Raw genomic sequence first — 26,238 nt, 5'->3', positions numbered from 1 at the left:
AAAACAAGGAACCCAACGATGAAGACTCTCGTCATCTGCTCCGGCGGATTGGATTCCGTTTCGCTTGCTCACAAGGTGGCAGCGGAGCACCAACTCGCCAGCCTGCTATCTTTCGATTATGGCCAACGGCACAGGAAGGAATTGGGCTTCGCCGCCCTTTGCGCGGAGCGACTAAACGTGCTGCATCGGATCATCGATATCCGCGAAATCGGCCGCGGCCTTTCCGGCTCCGCCCTAACCGATAGTGTGGACGTGCCGGACGGGCACTACGCCGAAGACAGGATGAAGGTCACGGTGGTGCCGAACCGGAACGCCATCATGTTAGCTACCGCCTTTGGATTCGCGGCCGCGCAGGGGGCCGAAGCGGTGGCGACGGCCGTGCATGGAGGGGATCATTTCATCTATCCAGATTGCCGTCCGGCCTTCATTGATGCCTTCCAGATGATGCAAGACCGCGCCCTCGACGGCTACGCGAACATTCGCCTTCATGCGCCTTACGTGAATCTCACCAAGGCGGACATCGTTGAGGATGGAGCACGATACGGCACGCAATTTGCGGAGACCTGGTCTTGCTACAAGGGCGGTGAGCGTCACTGCGGGCGGTGCGGGACCTGCGTCGAGCGACGCGAAGCGTTCCATCTCGCGCAGCACCCTGACCCTACCAACTACGAGGATGCCGACTTCTGGCTCGAGGCGCTGCATAGGAGGAACGTGTAATGTTCCGCATCACCAAGGAATTCCACTTCTCAGCCTCGCATCAGCTGACCTCCTTGCCTCCCGACCACCAGTGCGCGCGCCTGCACGGACATAATTACATCGTCGAAGTAGAGCTTTCGGCGAAGGAACTGAACGAGCACGGGTTCGTACGCGACTATCACGATTTGGCATCGCTCAAACGCTATATCGACCAGAGTTTCGACCACCGACATCTCAACGATGCGCTGGGACATGAGCAAGTCACGGCGGAATACCTGGCAAGACATTTTTATGAATGGTGCAAGGCACGCCTGCCGGAGACTTCGGCCGTGCGGGTGAGCGAAACACCGAAAACATGGGCGGAATGGCGGCCATGACGCATCCCGCAATCCGCGTCAGTGAGATTTTCGGGCCGACGATCCAGGGCGAAGGCGTGCTCATCGGTTTGCCTACGGTCTTCGTCAGAACCGGCGGGTGTGACTATCGCTGTGCCTGGTGCGACAGCCTGCATGCGGTGGACAATCAATACCGCCATGAATGGGAAATGATGTCCGTTGACGCGGTCTGGCAAAGCGTGGTTGGGCTTTCCGGTGGCCGCCCGGTTATGGTGTCGCTGTCGGGCGGCAATCCGGCCATCCAGCCGCTCGGTGCGCTTATCGAACGGGGCCACCGGGAAGGATACCGTTTTGCGCTGGAAACCCAAGGTTCGGTGGTCAGGGACTGGTTTGCCGAGCTTGACGTACTGGTTCTGAGCCCAAAGCCGCCGTCAAGCGAAATGACGACCGATTGGGCCGCTATCGAGGCATGCGTCCAGGCGGCAAACGAGAAGCCGCAAGTCGTGCTCAAGCTCGTTGTGTTCGACGAAAGCGACTACGCCTACGCGAAGGACGCCGCCGCGAGATTTCCACGATTGCCGATCTATCTGCAACCCGGCAATCACACGCCGCCGCGCCCCGGAAATGCAGACTCCGCCGTCGACCTTGACGGAATAACGAAACGCATGGAGTGGTTGGTTGAAAGCGTGACCCGCGACAGGTGGTTCGAAGCCCGCGTGCTGCCGCAGTTGCACGTTATGCTCTGGGGTAACAAGAGAGGCGTCTAGCCTGCCCGCCTTTCACTGGAACTGCGCCTGTGGGTCTTAGGTTCGCGTTGGCCCACATTTGACGGCGCTGTTGTTTCGGGTATCAGCGCCAAGGGCTGACCACGCCGCAACGATGACCTTTCCCCGATTCGGATTGCTGGCGATATCGACGAGTGTCGGCCTTGTTGGTCGGTAAGCGCTCACCCGAATTCCCTCCTGCCCAGCCTGGGCGGATCATGCGAAGAAGTCTCCGTTTTGGAGGGAGGTGTCTGCATCGAGACCGACGGCAAAATGGACGTCCATTTGGACCCTGTCCAGCCGCGGCCGAGCGAAGGCGTCTAACAGTGGAACCCCACCACAGGGGCGCTCAAGGCTTGCGGCTGCGGCTCGGACGTATGGAGGCTGACGCGGCAGCGGTGCCCATTTGCTTTGAGGCTCCTTAAGGATTGCGGCTGTTGAGGGTTGTGTAAGTCAAGTTCAGCAAAAAGGGGGCGGCCATGGCAATGTTCAATGTCACCGAACGCCACCATGCTCATGACCGCAAGCATGAACGCAGCGCCGCCGTCGAAAACATTCTGCTATCGAACCTGGAAAGACTGCATGTTGGTCGGCGCCTGATGGCGTGAGCCGCAATTGTCTCGCCATCCGCAATTGACAGAACTCGAGACGGCCCTTCGCCCAACCAAAAGGCTGACGCAACACAATTATTTGAACGCGTGCGATTATTTGAACGGGTGCGATCCGTCGACGCCTCCTGCAGCTGGCGCGCTTCTTGCGGGCTTTCATCGCACGGCCCCAGGAAGTGCCCTGTCGACGATGCCGAGTTTGAAATTGCTCGACGAAAACCAAAGAAGGAGGTGGCATGAGACAGGTCGCGCCCGCCGGAGGAAGGACCAATTGCCGAGCTGATGATGGTCACAGGACCGTCACATCTTCTGTCTTCCAGCGGCATTATTTTGATTGGAAGAACCCAATAAGGAAAGACAAAACCCACCATGTGATTATCACCTGTCAGGGTGGGCGAGATCGCAGTGTGCCGCTGTTCGGGTGCGGCGCAACTTTTCAATGGCAAGGCGGCCAGACAGGAACACGGGCAAGACGCCAGCGACAGTCAATGAGCAATAAGGGCTTTTTATATGCAAGGTTTCGAACGCGGCTCGATTGCCGCGGGGCGGCTCATCGTGCCTATTTCCACCGTTGTCCTGCTGGCGGGATGTATCGTCGGCCCGGATTATCGGACGCCAATTTTGCCCACGCCGGCACACTGGAACGGCCAAAACCCAACAAAGACCGCCTTACCGGCTCAATTGTCGAAATGGTGGCAGCGGCTGCGCGACCCCGAGCTGAACGCGCTTGTCGAGGAAGCGGTTGCCGGCAATCTCGAGGTCGCCTCCGCCAGAGCCAAGATACGCGAGGCTCACGCGAGTTATCGCCAGAGCGCAGCGACCTTGTTCCCGTCCGCCGACGGCTCCCTATCGGCCAACCGCGGCACGACTGCCGCGATCACGTCGGGATCTGGCGGCGATTCCTCTGGCGCGTTCCGGTCCGGTTTCGACGCCACATGGGAGCTGGATCTGTTCGGCGCCAACCACCGGAGCGTCGAGGCGGCCCGCTATGGACTGGACGCCGCCGAGGAAGAACTACGCTCCAGGCTGCTGACCCTGATCGGCGATGTCGCCGCCAACTACGCTCAGGCGCGCGGCTATCAGGCGCGCATTCAACTCGCGCGCCGCTCAGTCGCCTCCCAAGAGCAGACCGTCGCCATCACCCGCACAAGGGCCAAGGCCGGCCTGGTGACAGCGGCCGACGTGGCAAAAGCCAAGGCACAGGCAAGCAGCACGGAGGCCGAGGTGCCGACGCTGGAGGCTAGCTATGCGGAGACGGTGCACCGTCTTGCCGTGGTCACCGGACGGTCGCCGGACGCGCTCAACGACAGGCTGAAGCGCGGCGCGCCCATCCCGGCACCACACCTGCCGGTGCCGACCGGCATTCCCGCCGACATCCTGCTCGCCCGCCCCGACATACGCATGGCGGAGCGGCAATATGCTCAGTACACCGCCAGGATCGGCCAGGCCGAGGCAGCGCGCTATCCAAGCGTCAACCTGACTGGAAATATCGACACGTCGGCCCTCGAGCTTGGCGACCTCGGCAAGAACTCCACCATCGGCTTCTCTTTTGGGCCGAAGCTCAGCGTGCCGCTGTTCAACGCCGGAAAGCTGCAGGCCGCCGTCGACGTCGCCAAGGCCGAGCGCGACCAACATTTCATCGCCTACAAGGCATCCGTGCTGACGGCGCTCCAAGATGTGGAAAACGCCAGCGTCTCGCTGACACAGGAGCGCATCAGGAACGGCAAGCTTTCCTCGTCGGCGAAATCGGCCCGCGATGCCGCACGCCAGGTGCGGATACTCTACCAATCCGGTGCGGCGAGCCTGCTCGACGTGCTGGACGCGGAGCGCTCGCTCGATACGGCCGAGGACACTCTCCTGCAAAGTCGCGTCTCGATCGCCATCGACTACATCGCGCTCAACAAGGCGCTCGGCGGCGGCTGGGACGGGGCCATCGACAGCGCCAAGCCGGAGGGCGTCGACGCCAAAACCAGGCCACAGCCGGCGTCGAAGGCAACCCAATGACAAACGCGCAAGCCGAACTTCACATGTTCCGTTTCGCAGGGTCTCAAGGCAATGAGATCTTCCCACATCGTCGACCTTGCATCGGATTCGGTCCGGCGCTTCTACGAAAAGCGCATCGACGCGCCGGCCGTCCTGGATCCTGCGATCGACCTTCCAACGCGGTCGCAGTCACCGCCGCCCCGGCAATTATCCGCGACGACGCGGTTTCGGTGCAGCTCAGCAGGTGGCGCGCTTCCACCACATCATGCCGCAAAAGGGAACGTTTCCATGTCCGCCAGCTGCTGTTCACGTCCGGTTGTGCACTATGATGAAGACGGGATCGCAGCGGCGTTCGACCGTTACCCGGAGCAGACCGTGCCGCCGGTTGACTTGTTCGGCAAGGCGGGACGTCAACAGCTGGCCAGCCTCCGCGTCTCTGGCATGGATCGCCTCTAGATCGACAGGGACTGGCGTTCATCGGCGACAGCCGCAGGTCGTAACCGCGCCAACTGTGCTCACTTCACTCCGTTCGTGACTGTGCAACGACTTAGTGCCTCGGCTTTTTCGAAATGTGCTGCCGCGGGTTGGATGAATTTCGATGTCGTGTTCGGCGGGGCCGATTAACCTGGAACAACAAGGAGACGGCTTGTCATGGAGACAGGAATACTGGACGAATACGAACTTCGGCTTAATAAATTAAGACGCTTGATCGAGAACAAGGAGCTGGATGCTGCGCTGATAACCTCTACAGACAGCATCTTTTATCTGACCGGCTTCCGCTATCAGCCATTCGAGCGCCCGTTTTTCCTCGTCGTACGCCCCGAGGGCGATCTCGTCTTTGTGACACCGCGGCTGGAGGCCGAGAACGTCGCGGCGATCCCGCTGCTGCATCGCATCTTGGAATACACCGAGTACCCGGCGCCCAAAGGCGAAACATTTCTCGACGCGCTTGCCCAGGTGATCGGGGAGCATGATGTGATCGCAGTGGAGCCGTCCATGCCTGCCGAACTCATGCGAGCACTTGAGCACTTTTTCCCGATGGTGGAGCCACTGGTGGAGCGCTTGCGACTGGTCAAGTCGCCCTACGAGATCAGTCGGATCGAACGGGCCGCGCGCTTTTGTGACCTCGGCCTGCGGATGGTGATGGATGCAGCGCGTATCGGTACCTCCATCCAAGGCGGGTATGACCGCATCCCGGAGCTTCGCAATGCCATCGTCGAGGGCGAAGGAAAATTCGACCAGCACACCAGCTCGATCTGGCTCGGTGTCTGGGCTGCCCCCTTCAGCGCCCAGCCGCATCGCTTTCCCGAACCGACGGACATATTCGGCGAAGGTCCCAATGTCGGCTTGTCGTTTCTTCGGGTGAACGGCTATTCGGCGGAGACCGAGCGTACCTTCTTCCTGCACCGCACCTCGGGCGACCAAGCCGCGGTCTTCGCGACGATGCTCGCGGCCCGCAACATCGCATATGACATGCTTCGGCCCGGTGTCAGCGCCCACGAAGTCGATCATAAGGTCATGTCGTTCCTGCGTTCTGAAGGATTCGGCGGAAATCTGCTGCACCGGACCGGTCACGGTATCGGCATGGCCGGACACGAAGGACCGTGGCTTGCCGAGGGGAGCGACGACATCCTGCAGGAGAACATGTTGATCAGTGTCGAACCGGGCATCTACTGGCACGGCCAAGGTGGCTACCGCCATTCCGATACAGTTCTGATCACTGCGGACGGCTATCGGAAGCTGACCGATTTCCCATCTGACCTGGATTCGATGACTCTTGTTTGAGCGGACCCGTTGTCAGTCAGCCGGAGGGCGACAAACGCCCCCTGATGGGTTCGCTGCAAGCACGACACTGGGCGCAGCGTGGTTATGTTCAACTTGTCAACGGGCAAGCCGCCAACCCCATCCACGGTATTGCTGATGCTCGCCTTGCCCAAACCGTCGAGGCATTGAATGGCGGCGAGGTTTGAGACTTGCAGCCATCGGGCGATGCGTCTGAGGTCAAGGCCGCACCCGGTCGATCGCAGGATCGCCTCGCTGTTCATTCCGAAGTCCGCACCGGCACCGACTGCGCATCCGACGTAGCCGTCCGGGCGGTGTGGCCAGTGCAACGATTGCGCGCCAGGTGCGCACTTGCGCTATGTCGTAACGCGGTGGTCGACCCCGCCGCCTGCTCAGCACCCGACCATAGGGTGGCTGCAGAGACAATCGGTGCTAACCGCGGCGTTTGATATTCGATCACCCGGTATGATCAGACCGCCGGGCTACGGGCCCGGGGCATAGCCGTACCACGATATCGACCACGCCGATCGCAGCCCTTAAGGCAAAGACGTCGCGTCGACGGCCTTCCAGCCGCTCCGCGAAGTTCAATTCCCGCAGTCGGCCTTTCGGTGCAGGGCAGGCGCCAGCGGCGAGTGCACAAATGTGCCCAGGATCGCTATGAGAGATCCCGCGCGTTTCGCGCGGCCGCTAGTCGGCACGAAGCTTGCTACGTCATTGGTGTGGCGTTCGACCGGAACGCCGTGATGGGAGAAGCCCCCAAAGGGAGGAACCCACCTCGATCCGCGCAGGGAGACAACTATCTTGAAACCGGCCAATTCGCAGCCCACGTCCCGCGCCCCGCAAGCTTTGCTACGCCCGGCTTTACGCGCAGGTGCTTGCCGCCATCGCCCATGGCGTCACCCATGTTTGCTTCTATCCGCCAGGTCGGCGAGAGCATGAAGCGGCTGGACGATGCCTTCATCAAGTTCGTCAAGATGGTCATCGCGCCTGTCATCTTTCTGACAATTCGACCGGCATCGCCGCTATGAACGATCTCCAGAAGGGAACGACTCCAGAAGGTCGGCCGGCGTGGCGAACGGCACTTGCATCTGGCCAGCTCGCGCGAACGCTTCCCAGATATTGGGGTCGGCTCGTTGGCACGAAGCCGTCATGGACGCACCGCCAGATGGCACCGGCTCGATGGCTACGGGTTCCAGTAGCTTCCCGTGCTGCGCGACCCGCTCGGCCGCCGATCCAAAGCGATGACCGCTTTGCGCCAAAAGGCCAGCCGTTGCTGCCCGACCGTTCACCGCTGATTGGAGCCCGCCTCATGTTTAAGCAAAGTACCACCCTCGTCGCCGCGATCGCTATTCTGGTCGCGCTGCTTCTTTCGGCGCTGGCGGCGCTAAAGCAGTATCCAGATGACCTGCGCCTGCTGAGAGACCATCGCCAGCTCGCAGCGGAGCTGCGCATCCTCATTCTCAAGCGGCGCGACGCCCTCCTCAACGACCTCGCTTCGCCAATCGCCGGCAATCCCGAAGCCGATGTCGCTCTGGTCTCTTTCTTCGACTACAACTGTCTGCCTTGTCGGGCGGCAGGCCTCAATATCCAGCAAGCCATCAGGGACGATGCCAATGTGAAGCTTGTGTTCAAGGAGTTCCCGGTCCTGGGATCGAATTCCGAATTCGCCGCGGGGGCGGCGCTCGCCTCCCGCCAACAGCGAAAGTATGAGGCGTTCCACCTCGCCCTTATGAATTTTCCCGGCGTGGTCAACAAAAGAACCACCTTGACCATCGCAGGCCGTGTGGGCCTAGACGTTGAGCAGCTCAAGCGGGACATGGAGGATCCGGCGACCGCAGACGCCATCGCGCGCAATCGCGCGCTCGCCAGCGGTCTGCATATCACCGGCACGCCGGCGTTGGTGGTCGGCGACGAAGTGATCCCCGGGGTGGTCGACCTTGTCAGACTGCAACGCGCCATTGCAGATGCGCGCGCGACGGCCAAGGCTCAGCCTACCACATCCGCAGACTTGGCATTTTGACCAAATGGCTGGGGCGGGCATTGGAAAAGCAGCTCAATCGAGCCGCGCTTGCGGCTCTCCCCAGGCAGCATCTCGCCGGGACGGCCGACGCGATCGCGGCATGCTGATGGCTGGCTCCCACGAGACGTTTGACATCGTTGTCATCGGAGCCGGGCCGGTCGGGCTTTCCTTCACCGCATCGCTTGCCCGGAGCCAACTCAAGGTGGCCGTCGTCGAACAGCAGCCCCTGGAAAGGCTGGCCAATCCGGCTTTCGACGGTCGCGAGATCGCGCTGACCAACGCTTCGATTGCAATCCTTCGCGAGCTCGGCGCCTGGGATGCCATCCCCGCTTCGGACAAATCACCCCTTCAAGGCGCGCGCGTGCTCAATGGTTCGAGCCCCTTCACGCTGCGCTTCGATTCGCCCAGCCGATCTCGCCAGCCGCTCGGGATTCTGGTGCCAAATTGTCGGATCCGCGACGCCCTGTTCAAGATCATACGCTTGCAGGATCATGCCCAACTGCTGTGCGGCCACGCGGTCGTCCATGCAACAAACAGCCACGAAGGTGCGGTCATAACGCTGTCTGACGGCAGGCAATTGACCGCTCGGCTTCTCGTTGCAGCGGATTCGCGTTTGTCCGCCATGCGCGACCTGCTCGGCATCGGCGCCGATATCAACCAGCTCGGCAAATCGATGCTGATTTGCCGGGTGAGGCACGAGCGCCTCCATCACCAGATCGCAGTCGAATGGTTCGATCACCATCAGACGATAGCGATGTTGCCGCTCACCCAAGGCGTGTCGTCGCTGCTTCTCACCTTGCCCTCAAACCAGGCCGACAGACTGATTGCTTTCGACGACGATTTATTCCTGAAAGAATTGACGGACCGGTGTCGAGGGCGCCTCGGAAAAATGAGCCTGGCAAGCACCCGCCACAGCTATGCGCTGGTCACGACGTGGGCGCACAAGTTCTGCGCTCCAAGCGCCGCACTTGTTGGCGATGCCGCCATCGGCATGCACCCAGTGACCGCGCATGGCTTCAACATCGGCCTCAGCGGGCAGAAGCAACTCGCAAATGGAATCCTGACAGCATGTCGCGACCGTCGCGACATTGCCGATCCCGATTTGCTTCACAAATACGAAAGCTGCCTGCGCCTATCGGCGGCACCGATCTATCATGCCACGAATATCCTTATCGGACTATACTCAGGCGAGTACCCAGCGGCACGGGTTGCAAGACATGTCGGGCTTCGCTTTGCCCAATATCTCCCCTTCGTCCGCCATGGCATTTCCGCCATGCTCACGCGGTAAGATCACACCGAAATTCGTAAAGCATTCGCAACTGCCGGTGATGGCTGCCAGTGAGCGCTCATTTTCGAGCAGACCCTTGGTACCCCCGTTCGCGGTTACGAGGGTCGTTTCGCTGGCCAAACCACGACCAAGAAAGGATGAAGGCTCGACAGTCCCGTTCTGCCGGATAAACGGCGGAACTCCGCTCAAACGCCCCTGCGAGCCTTGGGAATCAAGGGTTTCAGCCGCCGCTGAAGGCGCTCTCTGTACCAGTGTTGTGGGTCATTCACAAGGGTCGGAAAGCCGTTAGCCGCGGTTGCACCCGATCAATCATGGCTTGCATCAGGTCGGCGGAGTCCCTGGCCTCCTTCGCGATGTCGAACCTTCCCACACCCTCCGCAGCGGCCATCACTTCCATCAGCTTACGACCGACCTCCGCCCCGGCGGCCTCCAACTCATACAGAGTCCAAGCAGGATCGGGGACGAGTAAGGCCACCGTGGCAAGAGAAGCCCCCCTCTCCTGCAGGCGCTTGAGGGTTCTGGGCAGGTCTTTGATCGGCGCTGCAAGTTTCCTCATTCCCGTTCTCCGGTTGTTTGCCCGCCTTATGGACCAGGTCTCGGCTGCGGGAGAAAGGGCGGCATTCTCGGCAAAAATGCCGAGCCCGTCCTTGGTTCGCTTGCCTACGGCAACTAGGCGGCGCGAGCGCCAGCTCTGGTTTGCCCCTTCATTGATGACTAGGCAGATGTCTTCCGCTTGCGCTTCGGCATCTGCGCTCTCGCTTTCAAGGACATGTCGCGCACCACCTTCGCGGACTTGAGGGCCTTGGCGGAAATCTCGGGCCGTCCGGCCGCGTCGGCAGCTTCGACAAGCTGGATGAGCTCATAGCCAACCTTCATCGCCTCGGCTTCCTGCTTCTTCGGCGTGAAGGTTGCGGCCGGGAAAAAGGACGCGAACTAAAGTTCGCTGGCCCTGTCGCTCAATCGTTTCAGAGCGGCGGCGAATTCGTCTGTCTGCTTGGTCTGGTCCATCGATGCAATGTTCTCCTTCTCGTATCCCTATGCATGATGCCCTTCAAGAACGGTAAATGGACACGCGGAAATTGGGGGTCCTTACATGGCGGTGCGATTGCGTTCACTACCTGCGCCTCTATGGTTGCCGGACGCGGAGGTGGGAGTGTTACCCCAAGTTCATTCTCTGCGTGATTGGCTACGTAGGCATTCCACCGCTGCTGTTATCGCAGCGACATCTGGCCTAACCGAGCCCCATTCGGTCCAGAAATCGCGCGTCGCGCTGTCCGGCCTGATCTTTGGAACATCAAGCCGAATTCGGGTGGGTAACAGTACTGCGTCCCCGAGCAAAAGCGCCTCCCCTACGTCAAGCAAGGGAAGGATGCTCGTGAGGCCAGCTAACGAATCCGGCATGAGACGCTTGATCACACCTTGGTCAGTCTCATTGGTAAGCCGCAACGCAAGAAAATTGTTGCACTGACTGAGGATCGTTCGACTTACGTCCGAGGGTCGCTGGCTCACCACCAGCAGAGAGAAGCCGTACTTTCGTCCCTCCTTTGCGATGCGCTCGAAAGAACCCAGCGCCTGCCGTTGCACGGCATCGGCATCGTCGCGAACAGGAAGGTACAGATGCGCCTCGTCGCAAAGCAGGGTGACTGGCGTGCGCGCTTTCCCACCCATCCAGAACTGGACATCATACAGGAGCCGAGCGAGCGTGCCAGTTACGACAGGTAGCACATCCGCAGGTACCTCCGAAAAGTCGATGATCTTGATTCCAGATCCATCTCCGGCACTCAGAAGCTTCAGCGCCTGTTTTGCAAGCCAGTCGTAACTAGAGGCTGCTTCTGAGGGCGCGAACATGAATCCGTAGCGTCGATCATCTAATTTGGCTTCCAGACGTGAAAGGAAGCGGGTCAGCTTATCCTCCCATTCACCCTTAATAGGACCCGTCTTCCCCATTCCCTTGGTGCTGTTGTCAGCATCTAATAATCCGAACAATTCTCTTACGTTGTATGGGATAGGCGAATCCACGGTGAAAGTTTTCTTCACGCTGGCTTTGCCCTCGTTATCCAACGTTCGCCCTTTCAGATTGCGAACGTGTAGCGTGAACCGTGAAGCCTGATTTGGCGCATTCTGATCGCTGCGATCGAGGATCATCGACAACATTTCGTCGCGGTTGAGCAGCCAGTACGGAAGAAACAGGACATCATCCCCGGGTTTCTCAAGATCGCCTGGACCAGCGATGCGGAAACGCTCGGCGAATCCGCCAGCCGCTTTGTCCGCTAAAGGTGCGTATTCCCCATGCATGTCGAATACGATGATATTTGGGAATTTGAGCTTGGCTGCGCGTTCAAGGATCAGTGCGACGGCCCAACTCTTTCCTGACCCTGTACTGCCGAGGATTGCGGCATGGCGCTGGAAAAACTTATCGCCGCTGGCAATGGCATCGGCCGAACGATCAGCAACGAAGACACCTAGCTTTAGCCGTTCGTCTTCGGAGAATCCCGCACCCAAGATTCCCATAAACCTTTGTAGGTTTAGGCTTTCGATCACGTAGCATTCACGATCAATCTGCGGGAAGCTGTCGGCACCTCGTTTGAATGTATTTATCTTCGCCCCTTCGACAGTTCGGAATGTGCCTATAAGGACACCTTGCAGAATGTCGGTCGGCACTGCGGCGAGAAGTGCGCCAGTCTCGTCGTCACTGCCCTGCGCAGGCAGTTCCTCGCGCATGCTGCGCGTAACCCGCTCTGTCATCGCGATCAGGTACTCCCTCTCAGTCGCCCCCCGAATGGCAACGAGTTGGCCTATGCCAATGCGGGTGAGCAGGACCGAATTGGTGACATCGACTGCAACACGGCTGGTATCGACGGAGGCGACACGCCCAATTCGGTCGCCATCGGAAAACTGCAATGCGACTTCGGTCATGGTTCAAGCACCTCAGAAATGAAGGAGTTCAGTTCCCAAAGGGCGAGGTCCGGTACCTGCATTTCCGCCCTATCCACAAACACCGATGAACCTTGACTGCCTCCGACGACGGCGTGCTGAATCGCTACTACGTTCGGACACTCTTCAACGAGTTTCATCGCGTTGGGAGACAACCCGCGCGTCAGCAACAGCGTCGGAACACCGCTGCGAATACGAGGCGTGAGGTGAGTTTCGAGGTGATCGTCGTTGAACCCGTAGCCAATGACCAGAAAGCGGCTCGCGCGATCGATTGCAGAATTCGCCCTCTCTCGATGCCGATCAAAAGGGCTCTCGTAGCCATTGCGGAACTTATTCAATCCAGGAGTTATGATCAGACGTGGCGATGTCAAATCGCCAGCATAGCGCACTGGCCGACCGTCTCGATGGTACCAATCGAGACTGCCATGCGGCTTAAACACATTCACCCGCTGGCGGTATCTCCATTGAACCTGCTTTCCGCGGAGGGTCACTTCGCGACAAAAGCCGAGACGACTTTCATGTTCATTGAGGATGCCTGCAAACTGGCCGACAAACATCGTATCCACGCCAAGTCCTGCTTCTTCGGCGGCAATCTCGATCAATCGGTCGTAATTCGTGGTTATGATTGGTGCGCCGCTATCCGGCTTAAGGAGATGCGCCAATAGTCGCGTGAACCGCAGCGTTCTGGTCTTTGCAAAAACCTCCTCGACGATTTCGCGCTCCCGATTTGCGATAAACTGCCCCGTCCGCGCAACGATTGCCGTTTCCAGTGCTGGAGTTGGGGCCACTTCCAATAAAGCGGCCTCCAGTCCCTTGTCAGCGATGAGTGGGCTAAGAACCGCCCATTGTTCTGCATCGAAGGGGGTGAGATCGTTTACTATTACAGCCTGAAGATGTTGCGCGATTTCGGCCATGCCTGGCAGACCCTCAGCGCAAGACAAGCCTGACCCGACGATGGTCACAAGCCCATCGCTGAAATGCCGCTGCAACAGCGACTTTAGGTCGTGCAGATTCAAGATCTCCCCCCGAGATACTTGTTAAACTTGACTTGGGCTCTACACCCCCCTCATCGATAAGGAAACGCCATAGCCAGCTTTTCCAAGGGTAAATTGGGTACTGTCCGATACTTTATTTCTTGAGAAATCCAACGATTTTTGCCGAGCAAATGGGACGCTCGGAAATATCAAGGCCTGTCCTATAACCATGAATACGTGCGGCTGAAGCAGGATAACGAGGCTTTATGTTTTTTAAAAATGGATCTTCGATCAGCTCACGACGGATTGACGCGACATCTTCAAACGACAGACCGAGGGCAGGTCCAACAATGGCATCGATCTCGTCTACGACTATTTCAATTGGAGCTTCCAAATCCTCCGCATGATGCTGTTGGACTATCGCAGTGAATGCAGCCGCATACTCAATATCAGCAGGTGGCGGCGGGAACGGCAGCATTCCCTCGGAGCCGACAGCAGCCCGCGCGAGAATGATGACGGGGAGCTGAAATCTCTGCCATGGAATGATCGGCAAAACCGGAGGATTCAAAAACCGGAGGGACGATATGGCCGATGATCTTTCTCAGAAGTTGGAACTGGCGCGGGCGATTTGGAAAGGAAATTTCTGACGCGCTTCCTCCTCCGGTAACAACAAGCGGTAAGGAAATTCCTGCGTCGCTTCGCCAACGGAAAATCCTGAAGCTGACTCCGGAATGGACGAGGCGAGGCGACGAGTTGTTGATGCCGCCCGCTCCGGACGAACCTGTTGTCGCGACCTCGACGGACCCTGACGACGACAAGCCAATCGGGCCGACAAAACGCTAAACCGTCCCTGCATCACTTTTGGCCGTTTATCCGGTAAGGGAATCGTCCGCACTGAGCCCCGTCGCAACGCGGCTTGGTCCAGCATGAGCGCCAAGCTGCGGCCGGGCATGCGCGATGGGTTGTCCCCATGCTCCTTGACCATGGCATCGTAGATTTCTCCCGCGAGGCCAGCAGCCTGCCTTTCGCTAAGTGTCTGCTCCAAAAAGAAGTGAGTGATTTCAGCGGGTTGTGATTCTGTCGGATTGCTGAGATTCGACGGAGATCATGATGCCCTGGACCGAAACCACTCGCCCTCACTATGAACGGCGCTGCCCGCGCTACGCAAGCGACCTGACGGACGCGGAGTGGGCGCTGATCGAGCCGCTGATGCCGGCGCCGAACCGGATCGGCCGGCCCCGCAAGACGGACCTGCGCGAGGTTGTGAACGCGCTGCTTTACATGGCGTCGTCGGGCGGAGCATGGCGGCTTCTGCCCAAGGACTTCCCCCCGTTCTCGACGGTGCAGAAATACTTCTGGCACTGGCGCGACGAAGGATTGCTGCGCGCCATCAACAACGAACTCGTCATGGCGGCGCGCGAACGGGAAGGCCGGGAGGCGAGCCCGTCCGCCGGCGTCATCGACAGTCAGAGCGTGAAAACCACCGAAAGCGGCGGCGTTCGTGGCTTCGACGCCGGCAAGAAGATCATGGGCCGCAAGCGGCACATCGTCGTCGACACGCTGGGCCTGCTGGTCGGCGTCGTCGTTCACGCCGCCGACATCCAGGACCGCGACGGCGCCCCGGCCGTCCTGAAATCCATCCTCAAGCGCTGGCCGTGGCTGCGCCATGTCTTTGCCGATGGCGGCTATGCGGGGCCGAAACTGCGCGGCGCCCTGCAAAAGCTCGGAACGTTCACGATGGAGATCATCAAGCGATCGGACAGCGCCAAGGGCTTCGAAGTCCTGCCACGCCGATGGGTCGTGGTCCGCTGTACAATGTTGCCAAGTTTGGTTTCGAGTGGTCGGTGCGCATTGAGCGTCCACGCCGTATGCGGTCGCTTGTTGAGGTTCGCCGCGGTTGGGATGCGAGTCGATTTGTCGCGGCCGAATCAGAGCCAACTGGGGATTTAATGCGCCATCGACGGCCGAGCTGCGAGCCGGCCGATGGAGGCGCACATGGTCCGGCGCAAGGATCGCCCTGTGCTGCGCATGCAGGTGTCGTTCGAAGCGACAAGAACCGGCCCCCAACATCTGCTCGAGGCCTACGCCCATCTTGTGCCGACGATACGGCGCACGAAGCAACGGCAGAAGCGTCGAGCGGACCCCTCATCGAAGGTGACGAAAGCGATGACGAGATCGGGAGGTGAGCAATGACCGAGACGCAATGTGCGCTCTATGCGCGGGTGTCGAGCGAGGCGCAGGCGCGCGATAACACGATTGCAAGTCAGGTGATTGCGTTGCAGGAACGCATTGCCACCGACGGCTTCATGCTTGAGCCAGGTTACAGCTACGTGGATGACGGCTACAGTGGTTCGACATTGCTTCGACCGGCGCTGGAACGGCTGAGGGATGCGGTTGCCGGTGGCCAAGTCGACCGTCTCTATGTCCACGCCCCCGATCGGCTCGCCCGCCGCTATGCCCATCAGGCGCTGCTGATCGACGAGTTTCGTCGTGCCGGTGTGGAGATCGTGTTCCTCAACCGCCCCATTGGTGGCACGGCCGAGGATGATCTATTGCTTCAGGTTCAGGGTGTGATCGCCGAATATGAACGGGCCAAAATCCTCGAGCGGAGCCGGCGTGGTCGCCGTCACGCGGCACGCTCCGGCTCCGTCAGCGCGCTGACGGGTGCTCCCTTCGGCTACCGTTATGTGAGCCGCGACCAGAGTGGCGGCCTGGCACGCTTTGAGGTCGTGGAGGAGGAGGCACACATTGTTCGACTGATTTTCGCATGGGTCGGCCTGGATCGCATGAGCTTGCGAGGGGTATGCCGCCGGCTCGAGCAGATCGGCTGCCGGACGCGGACAGGAACGACGCATTGGTACGCCTCCACGATCCGCGGCATGCTCGCCAATCCCGCCTATATCGGACGGGCCGCTTTCGGGCGAGCCCGCTACGTGCCGCCACGACCGCGGTTGCGGCCGATCCGCGGCCACTCACAACCCTCGCCGCACGCCACTTCGCGCGTTCCCGTACCGCCTGAAGAGTGGATCGAAATTCCTGTTCCCCCGCTCGTCGATCCGACCGAATTCGAGGCGGTCCATGCTCAGCTTGAGGAGAACCGGAAGCGCAAGCGCCAACGCACGCCGAGCTCGGACTGGCTGCTGCAGGGCCTCGCGGTGTGCCGGCGTTGCGGCTACGCCTATTATGGCAAGCGCGCACCTCGCGCCCGCAAATACGACCCGACGGACACGCTGCGCTACTATCGCTGTATCGGTACGGACGGTTATCGCTTCAGCGGCCACCCCGTTTGCGACAACCCGCAGGTGCGCGGCGATCACCTGGAAGAAGCGGTGTGGGATCAAGTCAAAGGTCTCCTGGAGGATCCGCGCCGCATGGCCGAGGAATACCGTCGCCGCCTCCTTGCGGCCCGTGACGAAGTCCGTGAGCCGGAGGAGATCGCCCGCCTCGAACGACAAATGGCCACCTTGCGTCGCGGCATCGGTCGGCTGATCGACAGCTATGCCGAGGGCATCATCGACAAGGCGGAATTCGAACCGCGGATCGCGGGTCTGAAACAACGCCTTTCTCAGCTTCAGGTGCGGCACCAGGCAGCGGTCGACGTGGCCGAGAACGAACACGAGCTGTCACTCCTCGTCAGCCGTCTGGAAGACTTCTCCGCCAAGGTGAAAGCAGGGCTCGACGGTCTTCACAGGATCGGCATGCAGCAGATCATCCGTACCGTGGTCCGCCGGGTCGAAATCGACAACACGCAGGTAGAGATCGTCTTCAGGGTTCCGCCACTCGATGGCTCAGCCGGCCAGAAACCGCCAAGCCGGACAACCAGTTCCACGCAACATTGTACAGCGGATCGTTGAGCGGACCTTTGCATGGCTGGGTAGGTGCCGTAGGCTGGCAAAGGACTTCGAGCGGTCCATCGAATCCGCACAGGCCTGGGTCCTCATCGCAAACATCCGCATGCTTACCCGACGGCTCGCAAGGGCCTGAAAACACGGCGGTCATTCCGATTCAGACACTAAGGCTGCGGGGGCCTGCGGAAAGCTCCCGCCAACGCTGCTGCACTTCAAGACAAACGCGGGCGAACTCGATCCTGGCCTGTTCAGGGTCGCGCGTTCGGAGGGAAATCCTCTCCTCCGTCTTTCCGACCAGCGGCTTCAGCCGCTCGGGAACGCGCTTGCGATACCAGTAGATACCGGAGTCCGGATGTGGCCAAGGATGATTCATGCGAAGGACCATGTGTACCGCTCCTGTAGTGGAGCGGCTGAAAAGTCCTTACAACGCAAGACGTTGAGCGATTTCAATGGCTTGGAATGGTGCTGCGAGAGAGGATTGAACTCTGACAATCCTGACCACAGACATGTAGCGTCGTCACTTATAAAGTTGGCCCGGCTCGTTCTCGTCTATAGCGTGCCCGCCGCAATCGTTGCGGTTCTATGCGCTTTCACAACAAATCTATTTCCCAATGACGGCAGCGGAGGCGGCGGAAGTCTATCCGCCATCGGTCAGATCATCGCGACTGTCGGCACCGTCTTGGTGGTAGGCGTAGCCTTCTATTTCCATTTTCGAACCCGCCGCGGGTGACCTATCGCAGTCAAGATCTGTGAAACCGGTACGGCAGCGTTTTCCTCTTGGCGCCCACATGATTTGAGGGTTCAGACCGCTCATCGAGATCGGCGCGCCAAGGATGGCGGTTACCCGTTTTAGGCGAGGATGTGGTTTTGATGTTGGTAGCTGGCAAGTGAGCAGACGACATAGCTCCATCCAGTCCTCGCCGAAGGCATGCTCGACCTTCTGTCACCGCACCGGCACGACGTCGGGCACGCCGTTGGACATCGTAAAATTAACAGAGGGCTGACGAATTTGTACGATGAAGCGTGCATATACAGGATGGCCCCAATCCGCTTATCGCCGCTACCGTTCCCCGCCTCCTCGCCCTGGCCACAGCGTCAGATTGCTCACCTCGCTGCTGCCTGAATTCGCGACCCCATTGTCATCAATATGCCCGACGCGCGACGATTTACGATCTCGTCTCTTTTACGCCATCTGCCACCTTCTGTCGCCTTTGTCGGGTCCACGACACAGGCGTGTTTGGCCAATCTCTTGTTTTGTCCTTAGGCTAAATAGCTGAAAAGCAAACACGAAATTCTTCTTCGACCCTATTAGGCAAGTTGGCACGAGTCTTGAAACCTTGAGTACGAGGCGGCGAGAGCTGCCGACCGGCATTCATGTCGCGGGCAGCCGCGATGGGTGAAAAGAAGGAAGGAACGCTACATGTCAGGTCTGCGTCAGATCGCATTCTACGGCAAAGGGGGGATCGGCAAATCCACCACCTCCCAGAATACACTCGCCGCACTTGTCGACCTCGGGCAGAAGATCCTTATCGTCGGCTGTGACCCCAAAGCCGACTCCACCCGCCTGATCCTGAACGCAAAGGCGCAGGATACGGTCCTACATCTCGCGGCGCAGGAAGGCTCGGTCGAAGACCTCGAACTCGAGGATGTGCTCAAGGTCGGCTACAAAGGCATCAAGTGCGTGGAGTCCGGCGGCCCCGAGCCGGGTGTCGGCTGTGCCGGCCGCGGCGTCATCACCTCGATCAACTTCCTTGAGGAGAACGGCGCCTATGACGGTATGGACTATGTATCCTACGACGTGCTCGGCGATGTCGTGTGCGGCGGCTTCGCGATGCCGATCCGCGAGAACAAGGCGCAGGAAATCTACATCGTCATGTCCGGCGAGATGATGGCGCTTTATGCCGCCAACAACATCGCCAAGGGCATCCTGAAATATGCCCATTCGGGCGGCGTGCGGCTCGGCGGCCTGATCTGCAACGAACGCCAAACCGACCGCGAGCTCGACCTTGCCGAAGCACTGGCCGCCAGGCTCAATTCCAAGCTCATCCATTTTGTGCCGCGCGACAACATCGTTCAGCACGCTGAGCTCAGGAAGATGTCAGTCATCCAGTATGCGCCGAACTCCAAGCAGGCGGGGGAATACCGCGCGCTGGCCGAGAAGATTCATGGCAATTCCGGCCAGGGCACCGTCCCGACCCCGATCACCATGGAGGAGCTCGAGGACATGCTGCTCGACTTCGGCATCATGAAGACCGACGAGCAAATGCTTGCCGAGCTTCAGGCCAAGGAAACCGTCAAGGCGGTCGCCCAATAACCGCTCCTGCCGCCGCGAGGCGCGGACCTGGAGCTGGCGCGCCTTTTCAAAGAACGGCGCCTCCTCAATGAGGCGTCACCCGAACCATTAAAAGGGATCCCATGAGCCTGGAATACGAGAATGACGGCGCTCTCCATGCGAAGCTTGTCGAGGAGGTGCTGTCGCAATATCCCGACAAGGCGGCCAAGCGCCGCAAAAAGCACCTTAGCGTTGCAAAGAGCGGAGAAGAGGCTGGCGAGGAAGGCGAGGTCGTCTCCGAATGCGACGTCAAGTCGAACATCAAGTCCATTCCGGGCGTGATGACGGTTCGCGGCTGCGCCTATGCCGGCTCTAAAGGCGTGGTGTGGGGTCCAGTCAAGGATATGGTCCATATCTCGCACGGACCGGTCGGCTGCGGGCAATACTCCTGGTCGCAGCGCCGCAACTACTATGTCGGTACGACGGGCATCGACACGTTCGGGACAATGCAGTTCACCTCCGACTTCCAGGAGAAGGACATTGTTTTCGGCGGCGACAAGAAGCTGGAACAGATCATCGACGAGATCGAGGAACTGTTTCCCCTCAACAACGGCATGACCGTGCAATCGGAATGCCCGATCGGCCTGATTGGCGACGACACCGAAGCTGTGTCCCGCAACAAGGCCAAGCAGCTCGAAAAGACGATCGTGCCGGTACGCTGCGAGGGCTTCCGCGGCGTCTCGCAATCGCTTGGCCACCACATCGCCAACGATTCGATCCGCGATTGGGTCTTCGAGAAGAAGGAAGTCGAATTCGAAGCCGGTCCTTATGACGTCAACGTCATCGGCGACTACAATATCGGTGGCGACGCCTGGGTCTCTCGCATCCTGCTTGAGGAGATAGGGCTGCGCGTGGTCGGCAACTGGTCGGGCGATGCTACGCTCGCCGAAATCGAGCGCGCGCCGAAGGCCAAGCTCAATCTCATCCATTGCTACCGGTCGATGAACTATATCTGCCGGCACATGGAGGAAAAATACGGCATCCCCTGGATGGAATACAATTTCTTCGGCCCCTCTCAGATCGAATCCTCTCTGCGCAAGATAGCCAAGCATTTTGGGCCTGAAATCGAGGAGAAGACCGAGAAGGTCATCGCCAAGTACAGGCCGCTTGTCGATGCGGTCATTGCCAAGTACCGGCCGCGCCTCGAAGGCAATACCGTCATGCTCTATGTCGGCGGCCTGCGACCCCGTCACGTCATTACGGCCTACGAAGATCTCGGCATGGTGATCGTCGGCACGGGCTATGAGTTCGCCCACAATGACGACTATCAGCGCACCAGCCATTACGTGAAGAACGGCACGCTGATCTATGACGACGTGACCGGTTACGAGCTGGAGAAGTTCATCGAGGGGGTTCGCCCTAATCTGGTCGGCTCGGGCATCAAGGAAAAGTACCCGGTGCAGAAGATGGGCATACCGTTCCGGCAAATGCACTCGTGGGATTATTCAGGACCATATCACGGCTATGACGGCTTTGCCATTTTCGCCCGCGACGTGGATCTTGCCATCAACAACCCGGTCTGGGACCTATTCCAGGCCCCCTGGAAAAAGAGCCCGAGCCGTGGGGAAGCGTTGGCTGCCGAATAACCACCTGTGCTCAGCTTGGTCTCCCCAAAGGAGACGATGAACGCCTGCGCCCGCGATCCGCGGGAGACCTGAAACGCTCGACGTCCCTGAGCCGCCATATGGCGAGGCCAGATGAAAAAGAGGTAACCACCAATGCCGCAGTCGGCTGAAAAAATTCTCGACCACGCTCCTCTGTTCCGCGAGCCGGAATATAGGCACATGCTCGCCGAGAAGAAGCTGAATTTCGAATGTCCGCACCCCGATCAGATCGTCACCGATCAATGTGAATTCACCAAGACCTGGGAATACCGCGAAAGGAATCTCGCCCGCGAAGCGCTTGTGGTGAACCCCGCCAAGGCCTGCCAGCCGCTCGGCGCGGTGTTCGCGGCCGCGGGCTTCGAGCGAACGATGTCCTTCGTCCATGGCAGCCAGGGCTGCGTGGCCTACTACCGCTCGCACTTGTCGCGCCATTTCAAGGAGCCTGCTTCGGCGGTTTCCTCCTCGATGACGGAAGATGCGGCGGTTTTCGGCGGCCTGAAGAACATGGTCGATGGGCTAGCCAACACCTACCAACTCTATGACCCGAAGATGATCGCCGTCTCCACGACTTGTATGGCCGAGGTCATTGGCGACGACCTGCACAGCTTCATCGAGAATGCCAAGGACGAAAACTCCGTCCCGCGCGATTTCGACGTGCCCTTTGCCCACACGCCGGCTTTCGTCGGCAGCCATGTGGATGGCTATGACGGCATGGTCAAGGGCATTCTGGAGCACTTCTGGAAAGGCCAGGAGCGCAGTCAAGTCAAGGGAACCATCAACATAATCCCGGGCTTCGACGGCTTCTGCGTCGGCAACAACCGTGAACTCAAGCGCCTGCTCGATCTGATGGGCGTGTCCTACACCTTCATCCAGGACGCCTCTGACCAGTTCGACACGCCGTCGGACGGCGAATACCGCATGTACGACGGCGGCACGAAGATTGAAGACGTGAAGAAGGCACTTAACGCCGAGGCGACAGTTTCACTACAGCGTTACAACACCCGAAAAACGCTTGAGTATTGCGAGGAAGTCGGGCAGGCGACGGCCCCGTTCCATTATCCGCTCGGCGTCCAGGCGACCGACGAATTGCTGATGAAGGTCTCGGCGATTTCCGGCAAGGAGATCCCCGAGACAATCCGCCTGGAGCGCGGCCGACTGATTGATGCCATGGCGGACAGCCAGTCCTGGCTGCACGGCAAGAAATACGCGATCTACGGCGATCCGGACTTCGTCTACGCCATGGCCCGCTTTGTCATGGAAACCGGCGGCGAGCCGACACATTGCCTCGCCACGAACGGCACATCGGCATGGCAAGCCGAGTTGAAGGAACTGCTTGCTTCCTCACCGTACGGCAAGGATGCTCAAGTGTGGGCAGGCAAGGACCTGTGGGCGATGCGCTCACTGCTCTTCACCGAGCCGGTGGACCTGCTGATAGGCAATTCCCACGGCAAGTATCTGGAGCGCGATACAGGCACGCCGCTGATCCGGCTGACGTTTCCGATCTTCGACCGGCACCATCACCATCGCTTTGCACTCATGGGCTACCAGGGCGGGCTACGCGTGCTGACGGCGATCCTCGACAAGATCTTCGACAAGCTCGATCGCGAGACGAGCCAGACGGGCGTGACGGACTATTCCTATGATCTCACCCGCTGAGCGCTACGACCGGCTTTTCGTCGAAGCCGGCCACCTTCCACGGGCCTTTTGGAGACCGATCAAATGTCCTCGCTCAGCGCCAAGATTCAGGATGTCTTCAACGAGCCCGCCTGCGATAAGAACCGTGGCAAGGATGCCAAGGCGCGCAAACAGGGCTGCGCAAAGCCGCTGACGCCGGGAGCGGCAGCCGGCGGCTGCGCCTTCGATGGCGCCAAGATCGTGCTGCAGCCGATCACCGACGTTGCGCACCTGGTCCATGGGCCGCTCGCATGCGAGGGCAATTCCTGGGACAACCGCGGCTCGGCTTCGTCCGGGCCAACGCTGTGGCGCACTAGCTTCACCACCGATCTCGCCGCACTCGACATCGTGATGGGGCAGGGCGAGCGTAAACTTTTCAAAGCGATCCGCCAGATCAAGCAGGCACATGCGCCGCCAGCAATCTTCGTCTACTCGACTTGCGTAACGGCGCTGATCGGCGACGACATCGAGGCCGTCTGCAAGCGCGCGGGGGAAAAATTCGGCTTGGCCGTGGTGCCGGTCAATGCGCCGGGCCTGGCCGGGTCGAAGAACCTCGGCAACAAGCTCGCCGGCGAGGCTTTGCTCGAACACGTCATCGGCACCGTGGAACCCGACGACGCGGGGCCCCACGACATCAACATCCTTGGCGAATTCAACCTATCGGGTGAGTTCTGGCTGGTGAAGCCGCTGCTTGATCGGCTTGGCATCCGGGTGCGCGCCTGCATTCCGGGGGACGCGCGATACATCGACGTTGCGTCGGCTCACCGCGCCCGGGCGGCTATGGTGGTGTGCTCGACCGCACTTATCAACCTAGCCCGCAAGATGGAGGAGCGCTGGGACATCCCGTTCTTCGAGGGCTCCTTCTACGGCATCACCGATACCTCCGAAGCACTTCGCAACATTGCTGAACTGCTGGTGAGGAAAGGCGCCGATCGACAGATCCTCGATCGCACAGAGACGCTGATTGCACAGGAGGAGGCGATTGCGTGGAAGAAGCTCGAGGCTTTCCGGCCGCGGCTGCAAGGCAAGCGCGTGTTGCTCAACACAGGTGGTGTCAAGTCATGGTCAGTCGTCCACGCGCTGACGGAGATCGGCATCGAGATCGTCGGCACCTCGGTAAAAAAATCCACGCTCGAAGACAAGGAGCGCATCAAACAGATCCTCAAGGACGACAACCACATGTTCGAGCAGATGCCAGCGCGCGACCTTTACGCCATGCTCTCAGAACAGAAGGCCGATATCATGCTTTCGGGCGGGCGCACGCAATTCATTGCGCTCAAGGCCAAGACGCCCTGGCTCGATATCAACCAGGAGCGCCAGCATCCTTATGCCGGCTATGACGGCATGGTGGAACTCGTACGCCAGATCGATCTCGCCATTCATAACCCGATATGGCACCAGGTGCGCGAACCGGCCCCGTGGGATTGCCAGGCTGATGTGAAGGACGAACTGCAAGGTACCGAGAGCGAGGCCGCGACCTTGCACGCTGCCGAAGAATTCGCCGGCCCGACGGCCGGCGATTTCGGCGAGTGTTGAGGAAAGCCGATGTCCCGCATCCTTTCCCAGACCAAATCAGCCGCGGTCAATCCGCTGAAGTCGTCGCAGCCGCTGGGTGCCGCCTTGGCCTTTCTTGGGGTCGAAGGCGCGATGCCGCTGTTCCACGGCAGCCAGGGCTGCACCAGCTTCGCGCTCGTGCTCTTGGTACGGCATTTCAAGGAAGCCATCCCGCTGCAGACCACCGCGATGGACGAGGTGACGACGATCCTCGGCGGGGCGGACAATCTTGAAGAGGCGATCCTCAACATCAAGGCTCGCACGAAGCCGAAGCTGATCGGGGTCTGCACGACGGCGCTGGTCGAAACCCGCGGCGAAGATACAGCAGGAGACGTCGCCGACATCAGGCTGAAACGCGCGCAAGACCTCCCAGGCACCGAGATCGTGCTGGCCAATACGCCGGATTTCGAAGGCGCAATCGAGGAGGGCTGGGCCAAGGCTGTCACCGCGATGATCGAACGGCTTACACGCCCTGGCGAGCAGGTGCGGCAGTCAAAGAAGATCGCGATCCTGCCCGGCTGGAACCTCACCGTGGCTGACATCGAGCATTTGCGTGACATGATTGAAAACTTCGGACTCGAGCCGGTGATCCTGCCGGACGTCTCCGGCTCGCTCGACGGCACCGTGCCTGAGCGCTGGGTCGCGACCACCTATGGCGGCACCAGCGTGGAGGGTATCCGCGAACTTGGCACGGCCCAGTACTGCATCGCCATCGGCGAGCACATGCGTCGCTCGGCGGAGGTGCTGCGGAAGGTGACGGGCGTCCCTTACGTGCTGTTTCAGTCGCTGACCGGATTGAAGAGCACCGACCGGTTCGCCTCGCTCTTGTCCGCGATATCGGGTGAGCCTGTGCCGGCAGGTGTGCGCCGCCGCCGGGCACAATTGCAGGATGCGTTGCTCGACGGACATTTCCATTTCGGAGGCAAGAAAATTGCGATCGCAGCTGAACCAGACCAACTCTACCAACTCGCAACTTTCTTCATCGGAATGGGCTGCGAAATCGCCGCAGCGGTCACCACGACCGATATGTCGAAAATTCTGGAAAAAGTACCGGCGCAGTCGGTCCAGATCGGTGATCTCGGCGATCTGGAAACTCTTGGCGCCAATGCCGATCTCCTCGTCACCCATTCGCACGGACGCCAGGCGGCAGAGCGCCTCGGCATTCCCCTCATGCGCGTCGGCTTCCCCGTCTTCGACCGGCTCGGCAGCCAGCACAAGCCCACAATCCTCTATCAGGGCACCCGCGACCTGGTTTTCGAGGTTGCCAACATTTTCCAGGCTAATCGGCAGGCGCCGACGCATGACGAACTCTATCCACTCGGTAAGCGAGAAACGCCAGATGGGCCCCGTCCGCCGCCTCTCACTCGTCCCTGACGAAGTCCACGGTCCCGTGCGTGAGCGACCAGCAGGCGCATTGCGCGTGGCAATCGCTACGCAAGACATGAAGGATCTCAATGCGCATTTCGGGTCCGCCAGGCGCTTTGCCGTCTACGACGTGACGCGCGAGGAATGGAGTCTCGTGGAAGCCGTGGCCTTCGACGACGTTTCCGACCAGAGCGGGAAGCATCTGGCCGAGGGCGATGATCGTATCACGCCGAAGGTGGAGGCCTTGAAGGGATGTCATCTCCTGTTTTGCCTGGCGATCGGCGGGCCTTCGGCAGCGAAGCTTGTTTCGGCGAAAATCCATCCGATCAAGGTGCCTCAGCCGGAAAGCATTCAGGAGGTGCTGTTGCGCACGCAGGTGATGCTCAGGACGTGTCCTCCCCCCTGGCTGCGCAAGGTGCTGGCGGAGGCAGGCGCCACCAACAAGAAGCCGTCCTTCGAGGACGAGGACTGAGATGA

General features: G+C 60.0%; 24 protein-coding genes and 3 pseudogenes. 20 read left to right on the top strand and 7 right to left on the bottom strand.

Features of this window, described 5'->3' with window-relative positions; all coding sequences use genetic code 11:
• Positions 1-18: 18 nt before the first annotated feature.
• The 11 genes and pseudogenes from queC (at position 19) to ubiM (ending at position 9,476) form a co-directional block, all read left to right on the top strand.
• The gene (gene queC, locus CGZ66_RS31055) at positions 19-717 is read left to right on the top strand and encodes a 7-cyano-7-deazaguanine synthase QueC (RefSeq protein WP_095090499.1); all 699 of its coding nucleotides are present in this window, start codon (positions 19-21) and stop codon (positions 715-717) included.
• Entirely contained in the window at positions 717-1,073 is a 357-nt protein-coding gene (gene queD / locus CGZ66_RS31050; protein ID WP_095090498.1) for a 6-carboxytetrahydropterin synthase QueD, read from the top strand. The genes queC and queD overlap by 1 nt, the downstream gene beginning before the upstream one ends.
• Positions 1,061-1,798, top strand: coding sequence for a 7-carboxy-7-deazaguanine synthase QueE (gene queE, locus CGZ66_RS31045; protein WP_245331311.1), 738 nt, complete (start codon positions 1,061-1,063; stop codon positions 1,796-1,798). Before queD ends, queE begins: the two co-directional genes overlap by 13 nt.
• A gap of 482 nt (positions 1,799-2,280) precedes the next feature.
• Entirely contained in the window at positions 2,281-2,403 is a 123-nt protein-coding gene (locus CGZ66_RS41410; RefSeq protein WP_280952838.1) for a hypothetical protein, read from the top strand.
• A 510-nt stretch (positions 2,404-2,913) separates the two neighbouring features.
• On the top strand, positions 2,914-4,407 hold the full coding sequence (locus CGZ66_RS31040) for an efflux transporter outer membrane subunit (RefSeq protein ID WP_095090497.1): 1,494 nt from the start codon (positions 2,914-2,916) through the stop codon (positions 4,405-4,407).
• A 267-nt stretch (positions 4,408-4,674) separates the two neighbouring features.
• On the top strand, positions 4,675-4,842 hold the full coding sequence (locus CGZ66_RS40140) for a hypothetical protein (RefSeq protein ID WP_167392316.1): 168 nt from the start codon (positions 4,675-4,677) through the stop codon (positions 4,840-4,842).
• Between the two features lie 195 nt (positions 4,843-5,037).
• Positions 5,038-6,171 (top strand): M24 family metallopeptidase, encoded by a 1,134-nt coding sequence (locus CGZ66_RS31030; RefSeq protein ID WP_095090495.1) that lies wholly within the window; start codon positions 5,038-5,040, stop codon positions 6,169-6,171.
• Positions 6,172-6,215: 44 nt separating this feature from the next.
• On the top strand, positions 6,216-6,356 hold the full coding sequence (locus tag CGZ66_RS40135; protein WP_167392315.1) for a hypothetical protein: 141 nt from the start codon (positions 6,216-6,218) through the stop codon (positions 6,354-6,356).
• 626 nt (positions 6,357-6,982) lie between these two features.
• A pseudogene (locus CGZ66_RS41130) lies at positions 6,983-7,210 on the top strand (cation:dicarboxylate symporter family transporter); the annotation flags it as partial.
• A 267-nt stretch (positions 7,211-7,477) separates the two neighbouring features.
• A complete protein-coding gene (locus CGZ66_RS31025) occupies positions 7,478-8,188 on the top strand; it encodes a DsbA family protein (RefSeq protein WP_095090494.1) in 711 nt (236 codons plus the stop codon).
• A 106-nt stretch (positions 8,189-8,294) separates the two neighbouring features.
• A complete protein-coding gene (gene ubiM, locus CGZ66_RS31020; RefSeq protein ID WP_206073820.1) occupies positions 8,295-9,476 on the top strand; it encodes a 5-demethoxyubiquinol-8 5-hydroxylase UbiM in 1,182 nt (393 codons plus the stop codon).
• A 265-nt stretch (positions 9,477-9,741) separates the two neighbouring features.
• Here ubiM and CGZ66_RS31015 read toward each other — a convergent pair whose 3' ends face one another.
• The 6 genes from CGZ66_RS31015 to CGZ66_RS40445 form a co-directional block, all read right to left on the bottom strand.
• A complete protein-coding gene (locus CGZ66_RS31015; protein ID WP_095090492.1) occupies positions 9,742-10,032 on the bottom strand; it encodes a hypothetical protein in 291 nt (96 codons plus the stop codon).
• A 158-nt stretch (positions 10,033-10,190) separates the two neighbouring features.
• Positions 10,191-10,352 (bottom strand): hypothetical protein, encoded by a 162-nt coding sequence (locus CGZ66_RS40130; protein WP_167392314.1) that lies wholly within the window; start codon positions 10,350-10,352, stop codon positions 10,191-10,193.
• Between the two features lie 291 nt (positions 10,353-10,643).
• Entirely contained in the window at positions 10,644-12,392 is a 1,749-nt protein-coding gene (locus CGZ66_RS31010; protein WP_095090491.1) for an ATP-binding protein, read from the bottom strand.
• A complete protein-coding gene (locus CGZ66_RS31005; protein ID WP_095090490.1) occupies positions 12,389-13,426 on the bottom strand; it encodes an SIR2 family protein in 1,038 nt (345 codons plus the stop codon). The genes CGZ66_RS31010 and CGZ66_RS31005 overlap by 4 nt, the downstream gene beginning before the upstream one ends.
• A 112-nt stretch (positions 13,427-13,538) precedes the next feature.
• Positions 13,539-13,937, bottom strand: coding sequence for a hypothetical protein (locus CGZ66_RS31000; RefSeq protein ID WP_095090489.1), 399 nt, complete (start codon positions 13,935-13,937; stop codon positions 13,539-13,541).
• Positions 13,938-13,985: 48 nt separating this feature from the next.
• Positions 13,986-14,369, bottom strand: a complete 384-nt coding sequence (locus CGZ66_RS40445; RefSeq protein ID WP_206073817.1) for a hypothetical protein — start codon at positions 14,367-14,369, stop codon at positions 13,986-13,988.
• Positions 14,370-14,494: 125 nt separating this feature from the next.
• Here CGZ66_RS40445 and CGZ66_RS30995 point away from each other — a divergent pair.
• The 3 genes and pseudogenes from CGZ66_RS30995 to CGZ66_RS41895 form a co-directional block, all read left to right on the top strand.
• A pseudogene (locus CGZ66_RS30995) lies at positions 14,495-15,193 on the top strand (IS5 family transposase); the annotation flags it as partial.
• A 380-nt stretch (positions 15,194-15,573) separates the two neighbouring features.
• The gene (locus CGZ66_RS30980; RefSeq protein WP_245331310.1) at positions 15,574-17,238 is read left to right on the top strand and encodes a recombinase family protein; all 1,665 of its coding nucleotides are present in this window, start codon (positions 15,574-15,576) and stop codon (positions 17,236-17,238) included.
• Positions 17,231-17,368 (top strand): annotated as a pseudogene (locus CGZ66_RS41895) (IS5/IS1182 family transposase); the annotation flags it as partial. The gene CGZ66_RS30980 and the pseudogene CGZ66_RS41895, both read left to right, overlap by 8 nt.
• Before the next feature lie 21 nt (positions 17,369-17,389).
• On the opposite strand, the gene CGZ66_RS41890 reads toward CGZ66_RS41895, so the two are convergent.
• The gene (locus tag CGZ66_RS41890) at positions 17,390-17,605 is read right to left on the bottom strand and encodes a DUF6538 domain-containing protein (protein WP_425352332.1); all 216 of its coding nucleotides are present in this window, start codon (positions 17,603-17,605) and stop codon (positions 17,390-17,392) included.
• 1,047 nt (positions 17,606-18,652) lie between these two features.
• Between CGZ66_RS41890 and nifH the strand changes: the two genes are divergently transcribed.
• The 6 genes from nifH (at position 18,653) to nifX (ending at position 26,233) form a co-directional block, all read left to right on the top strand.
• The gene (gene nifH / locus CGZ66_RS30965) at positions 18,653-19,546 is read left to right on the top strand and encodes a nitrogenase iron protein (RefSeq protein WP_095090555.1); all 894 of its coding nucleotides are present in this window, start codon (positions 18,653-18,655) and stop codon (positions 19,544-19,546) included.
• Positions 19,547-19,647: 101 nt separating this feature from the next.
• Complete coding sequence (gene nifD, locus CGZ66_RS30960) at positions 19,648-21,150, top strand: nitrogenase molybdenum-iron protein alpha chain (protein ID WP_095090487.1); 1,503 nt, start codon at positions 19,648-19,650, stop codon at positions 21,148-21,150.
• Between the two features lie 132 nt (positions 21,151-21,282).
• Positions 21,283-22,824: a nitrogenase molybdenum-iron protein subunit beta gene (gene nifK, locus CGZ66_RS30955; protein WP_095090486.1), complete on the top strand. Its 1,542-nt coding sequence runs from the start codon at positions 21,283-21,285 to the stop codon at positions 22,822-22,824.
• 63 nt (positions 22,825-22,887) lie between these two features.
• Positions 22,888-24,378: a nitrogenase iron-molybdenum cofactor biosynthesis protein NifE gene (nifE, locus tag CGZ66_RS30950; RefSeq protein WP_095090554.1), complete on the top strand. Its 1,491-nt coding sequence runs from the start codon at positions 22,888-22,890 to the stop codon at positions 24,376-24,378.
• 9 nt (positions 24,379-24,387) lie between these two features.
• A complete protein-coding gene (gene nifN / locus CGZ66_RS30945) occupies positions 24,388-25,770 on the top strand; it encodes a nitrogenase iron-molybdenum cofactor biosynthesis protein NifN (protein ID WP_095090485.1) in 1,383 nt (460 codons plus the stop codon).
• A complete protein-coding gene (gene nifX / locus CGZ66_RS30940) occupies positions 25,736-26,233 on the top strand; it encodes a nitrogen fixation protein NifX (RefSeq protein WP_095090484.1) in 498 nt (165 codons plus the stop codon). The genes nifN and nifX overlap by 35 nt, the downstream gene beginning before the upstream one ends.
• Positions 26,234-26,238: the final 5 nt, after the last annotated feature.

It is taken from the genome of Mesorhizobium sophorae (assembly GCF_002270415.1).
Lineage (GTDB): Bacteria > Pseudomonadota > Alphaproteobacteria > Rhizobiales > Rhizobiaceae > Mesorhizobium > Mesorhizobium sophorae.
The sequence above is the reverse complement of the archived record's forward strand: the minus strand, read 5'-3'. Positions and strand labels throughout refer to the sequence as shown.

Bases quoted from the DNA above. Each gene is read 5' to 3' on its own strand.
- queC (WP_095090499.1), top strand. From the start codon at position 19: ATGAAGACTCTCGTCATCTGCTCCGGCGGATTGGATTCCGTTTCGCTT.
- queD (WP_095090498.1), top strand. From the start codon at position 717: ATGTTCCGCATCACCAAGGAATTCCACTTCTCAGCCTCGCATCAGCTG.
- queE (WP_245331311.1), top strand. From the start codon at position 1,061: ATGGCGGCCATGACGCATCCCGCAATCCGCGTCAGTGAGATTTTCGGG.
- CGZ66_RS41410 (WP_280952838.1), top strand. From the start codon at position 2,281: ATGTTCAATGTCACCGAACGCCACCATGCTCATGACCGCAAGCATGAA.
- CGZ66_RS31040 (WP_095090497.1), top strand. From the start codon at position 2,914: ATGCAAGGTTTCGAACGCGGCTCGATTGCCGCGGGGCGGCTCATCGTG.
- CGZ66_RS40140 (WP_167392316.1), top strand. From the start codon at position 4,675: ATGTCCGCCAGCTGCTGTTCACGTCCGGTTGTGCACTATGATGAAGAC.
- CGZ66_RS31030 (WP_095090495.1), top strand. From the start codon at position 5,038: ATGGAGACAGGAATACTGGACGAATACGAACTTCGGCTTAATAAATTA.
- CGZ66_RS40135 (WP_167392315.1), top strand. From the start codon at position 6,216: ATGGGTTCGCTGCAAGCACGACACTGGGCGCAGCGTGGTTATGTTCAA.
- CGZ66_RS31025 (WP_095090494.1), top strand. From the start codon at position 7,478: ATGTTTAAGCAAAGTACCACCCTCGTCGCCGCGATCGCTATTCTGGTC.
- ubiM (WP_206073820.1), top strand. From the start codon at position 8,295: ATGGCTGGCTCCCACGAGACGTTTGACATCGTTGTCATCGGAGCCGGG.
- CGZ66_RS31015 (WP_095090492.1), bottom strand. From the start codon at position 10,032: ATGAGGAAACTTGCAGCGCCGATCAAAGACCTGCCCAGAACCCTCAAG.
- CGZ66_RS40130 (WP_167392314.1), bottom strand. From the start codon at position 10,352: ATGAAGGTTGGCTATGAGCTCATCCAGCTTGTCGAAGCTGCCGACGCG.
- CGZ66_RS31010 (WP_095090491.1), bottom strand. From the start codon at position 12,392: ATGACCGAAGTCGCATTGCAGTTTTCCGATGGCGACCGAATTGGGCGT.
- CGZ66_RS40445 (WP_206073817.1), bottom strand. From the start codon at position 14,369: ATGGTCAAGGAGCATGGGGACAACCCATCGCGCATGCCCGGCCGCAGC.
- CGZ66_RS30980 (WP_245331310.1), top strand. From the start codon at position 15,574: ATGACCGAGACGCAATGTGCGCTCTATGCGCGGGTGTCGAGCGAGGCG.
- CGZ66_RS41890 (WP_425352332.1), bottom strand. From the start codon at position 17,605: ATGAATCATCCTTGGCCACATCCGGACTCCGGTATCTACTGGTATCGC.
- nifH (WP_095090555.1), top strand. From the start codon at position 18,653: ATGTCAGGTCTGCGTCAGATCGCATTCTACGGCAAAGGGGGGATCGGC.
- nifD (WP_095090487.1), top strand. From the start codon at position 19,648: ATGAGCCTGGAATACGAGAATGACGGCGCTCTCCATGCGAAGCTTGTC.
- nifK (WP_095090486.1), top strand. From the start codon at position 21,283: ATGCCGCAGTCGGCTGAAAAAATTCTCGACCACGCTCCTCTGTTCCGC.
- nifE (WP_095090554.1), top strand. From the start codon at position 22,888: ATGTCCTCGCTCAGCGCCAAGATTCAGGATGTCTTCAACGAGCCCGCC.
- nifN (WP_095090485.1), top strand. From the start codon at position 24,388: ATGTCCCGCATCCTTTCCCAGACCAAATCAGCCGCGGTCAATCCGCTG.
- nifX (WP_095090484.1), top strand. From the start codon at position 25,736: ATGGGCCCCGTCCGCCGCCTCTCACTCGTCCCTGACGAAGTCCACGGT.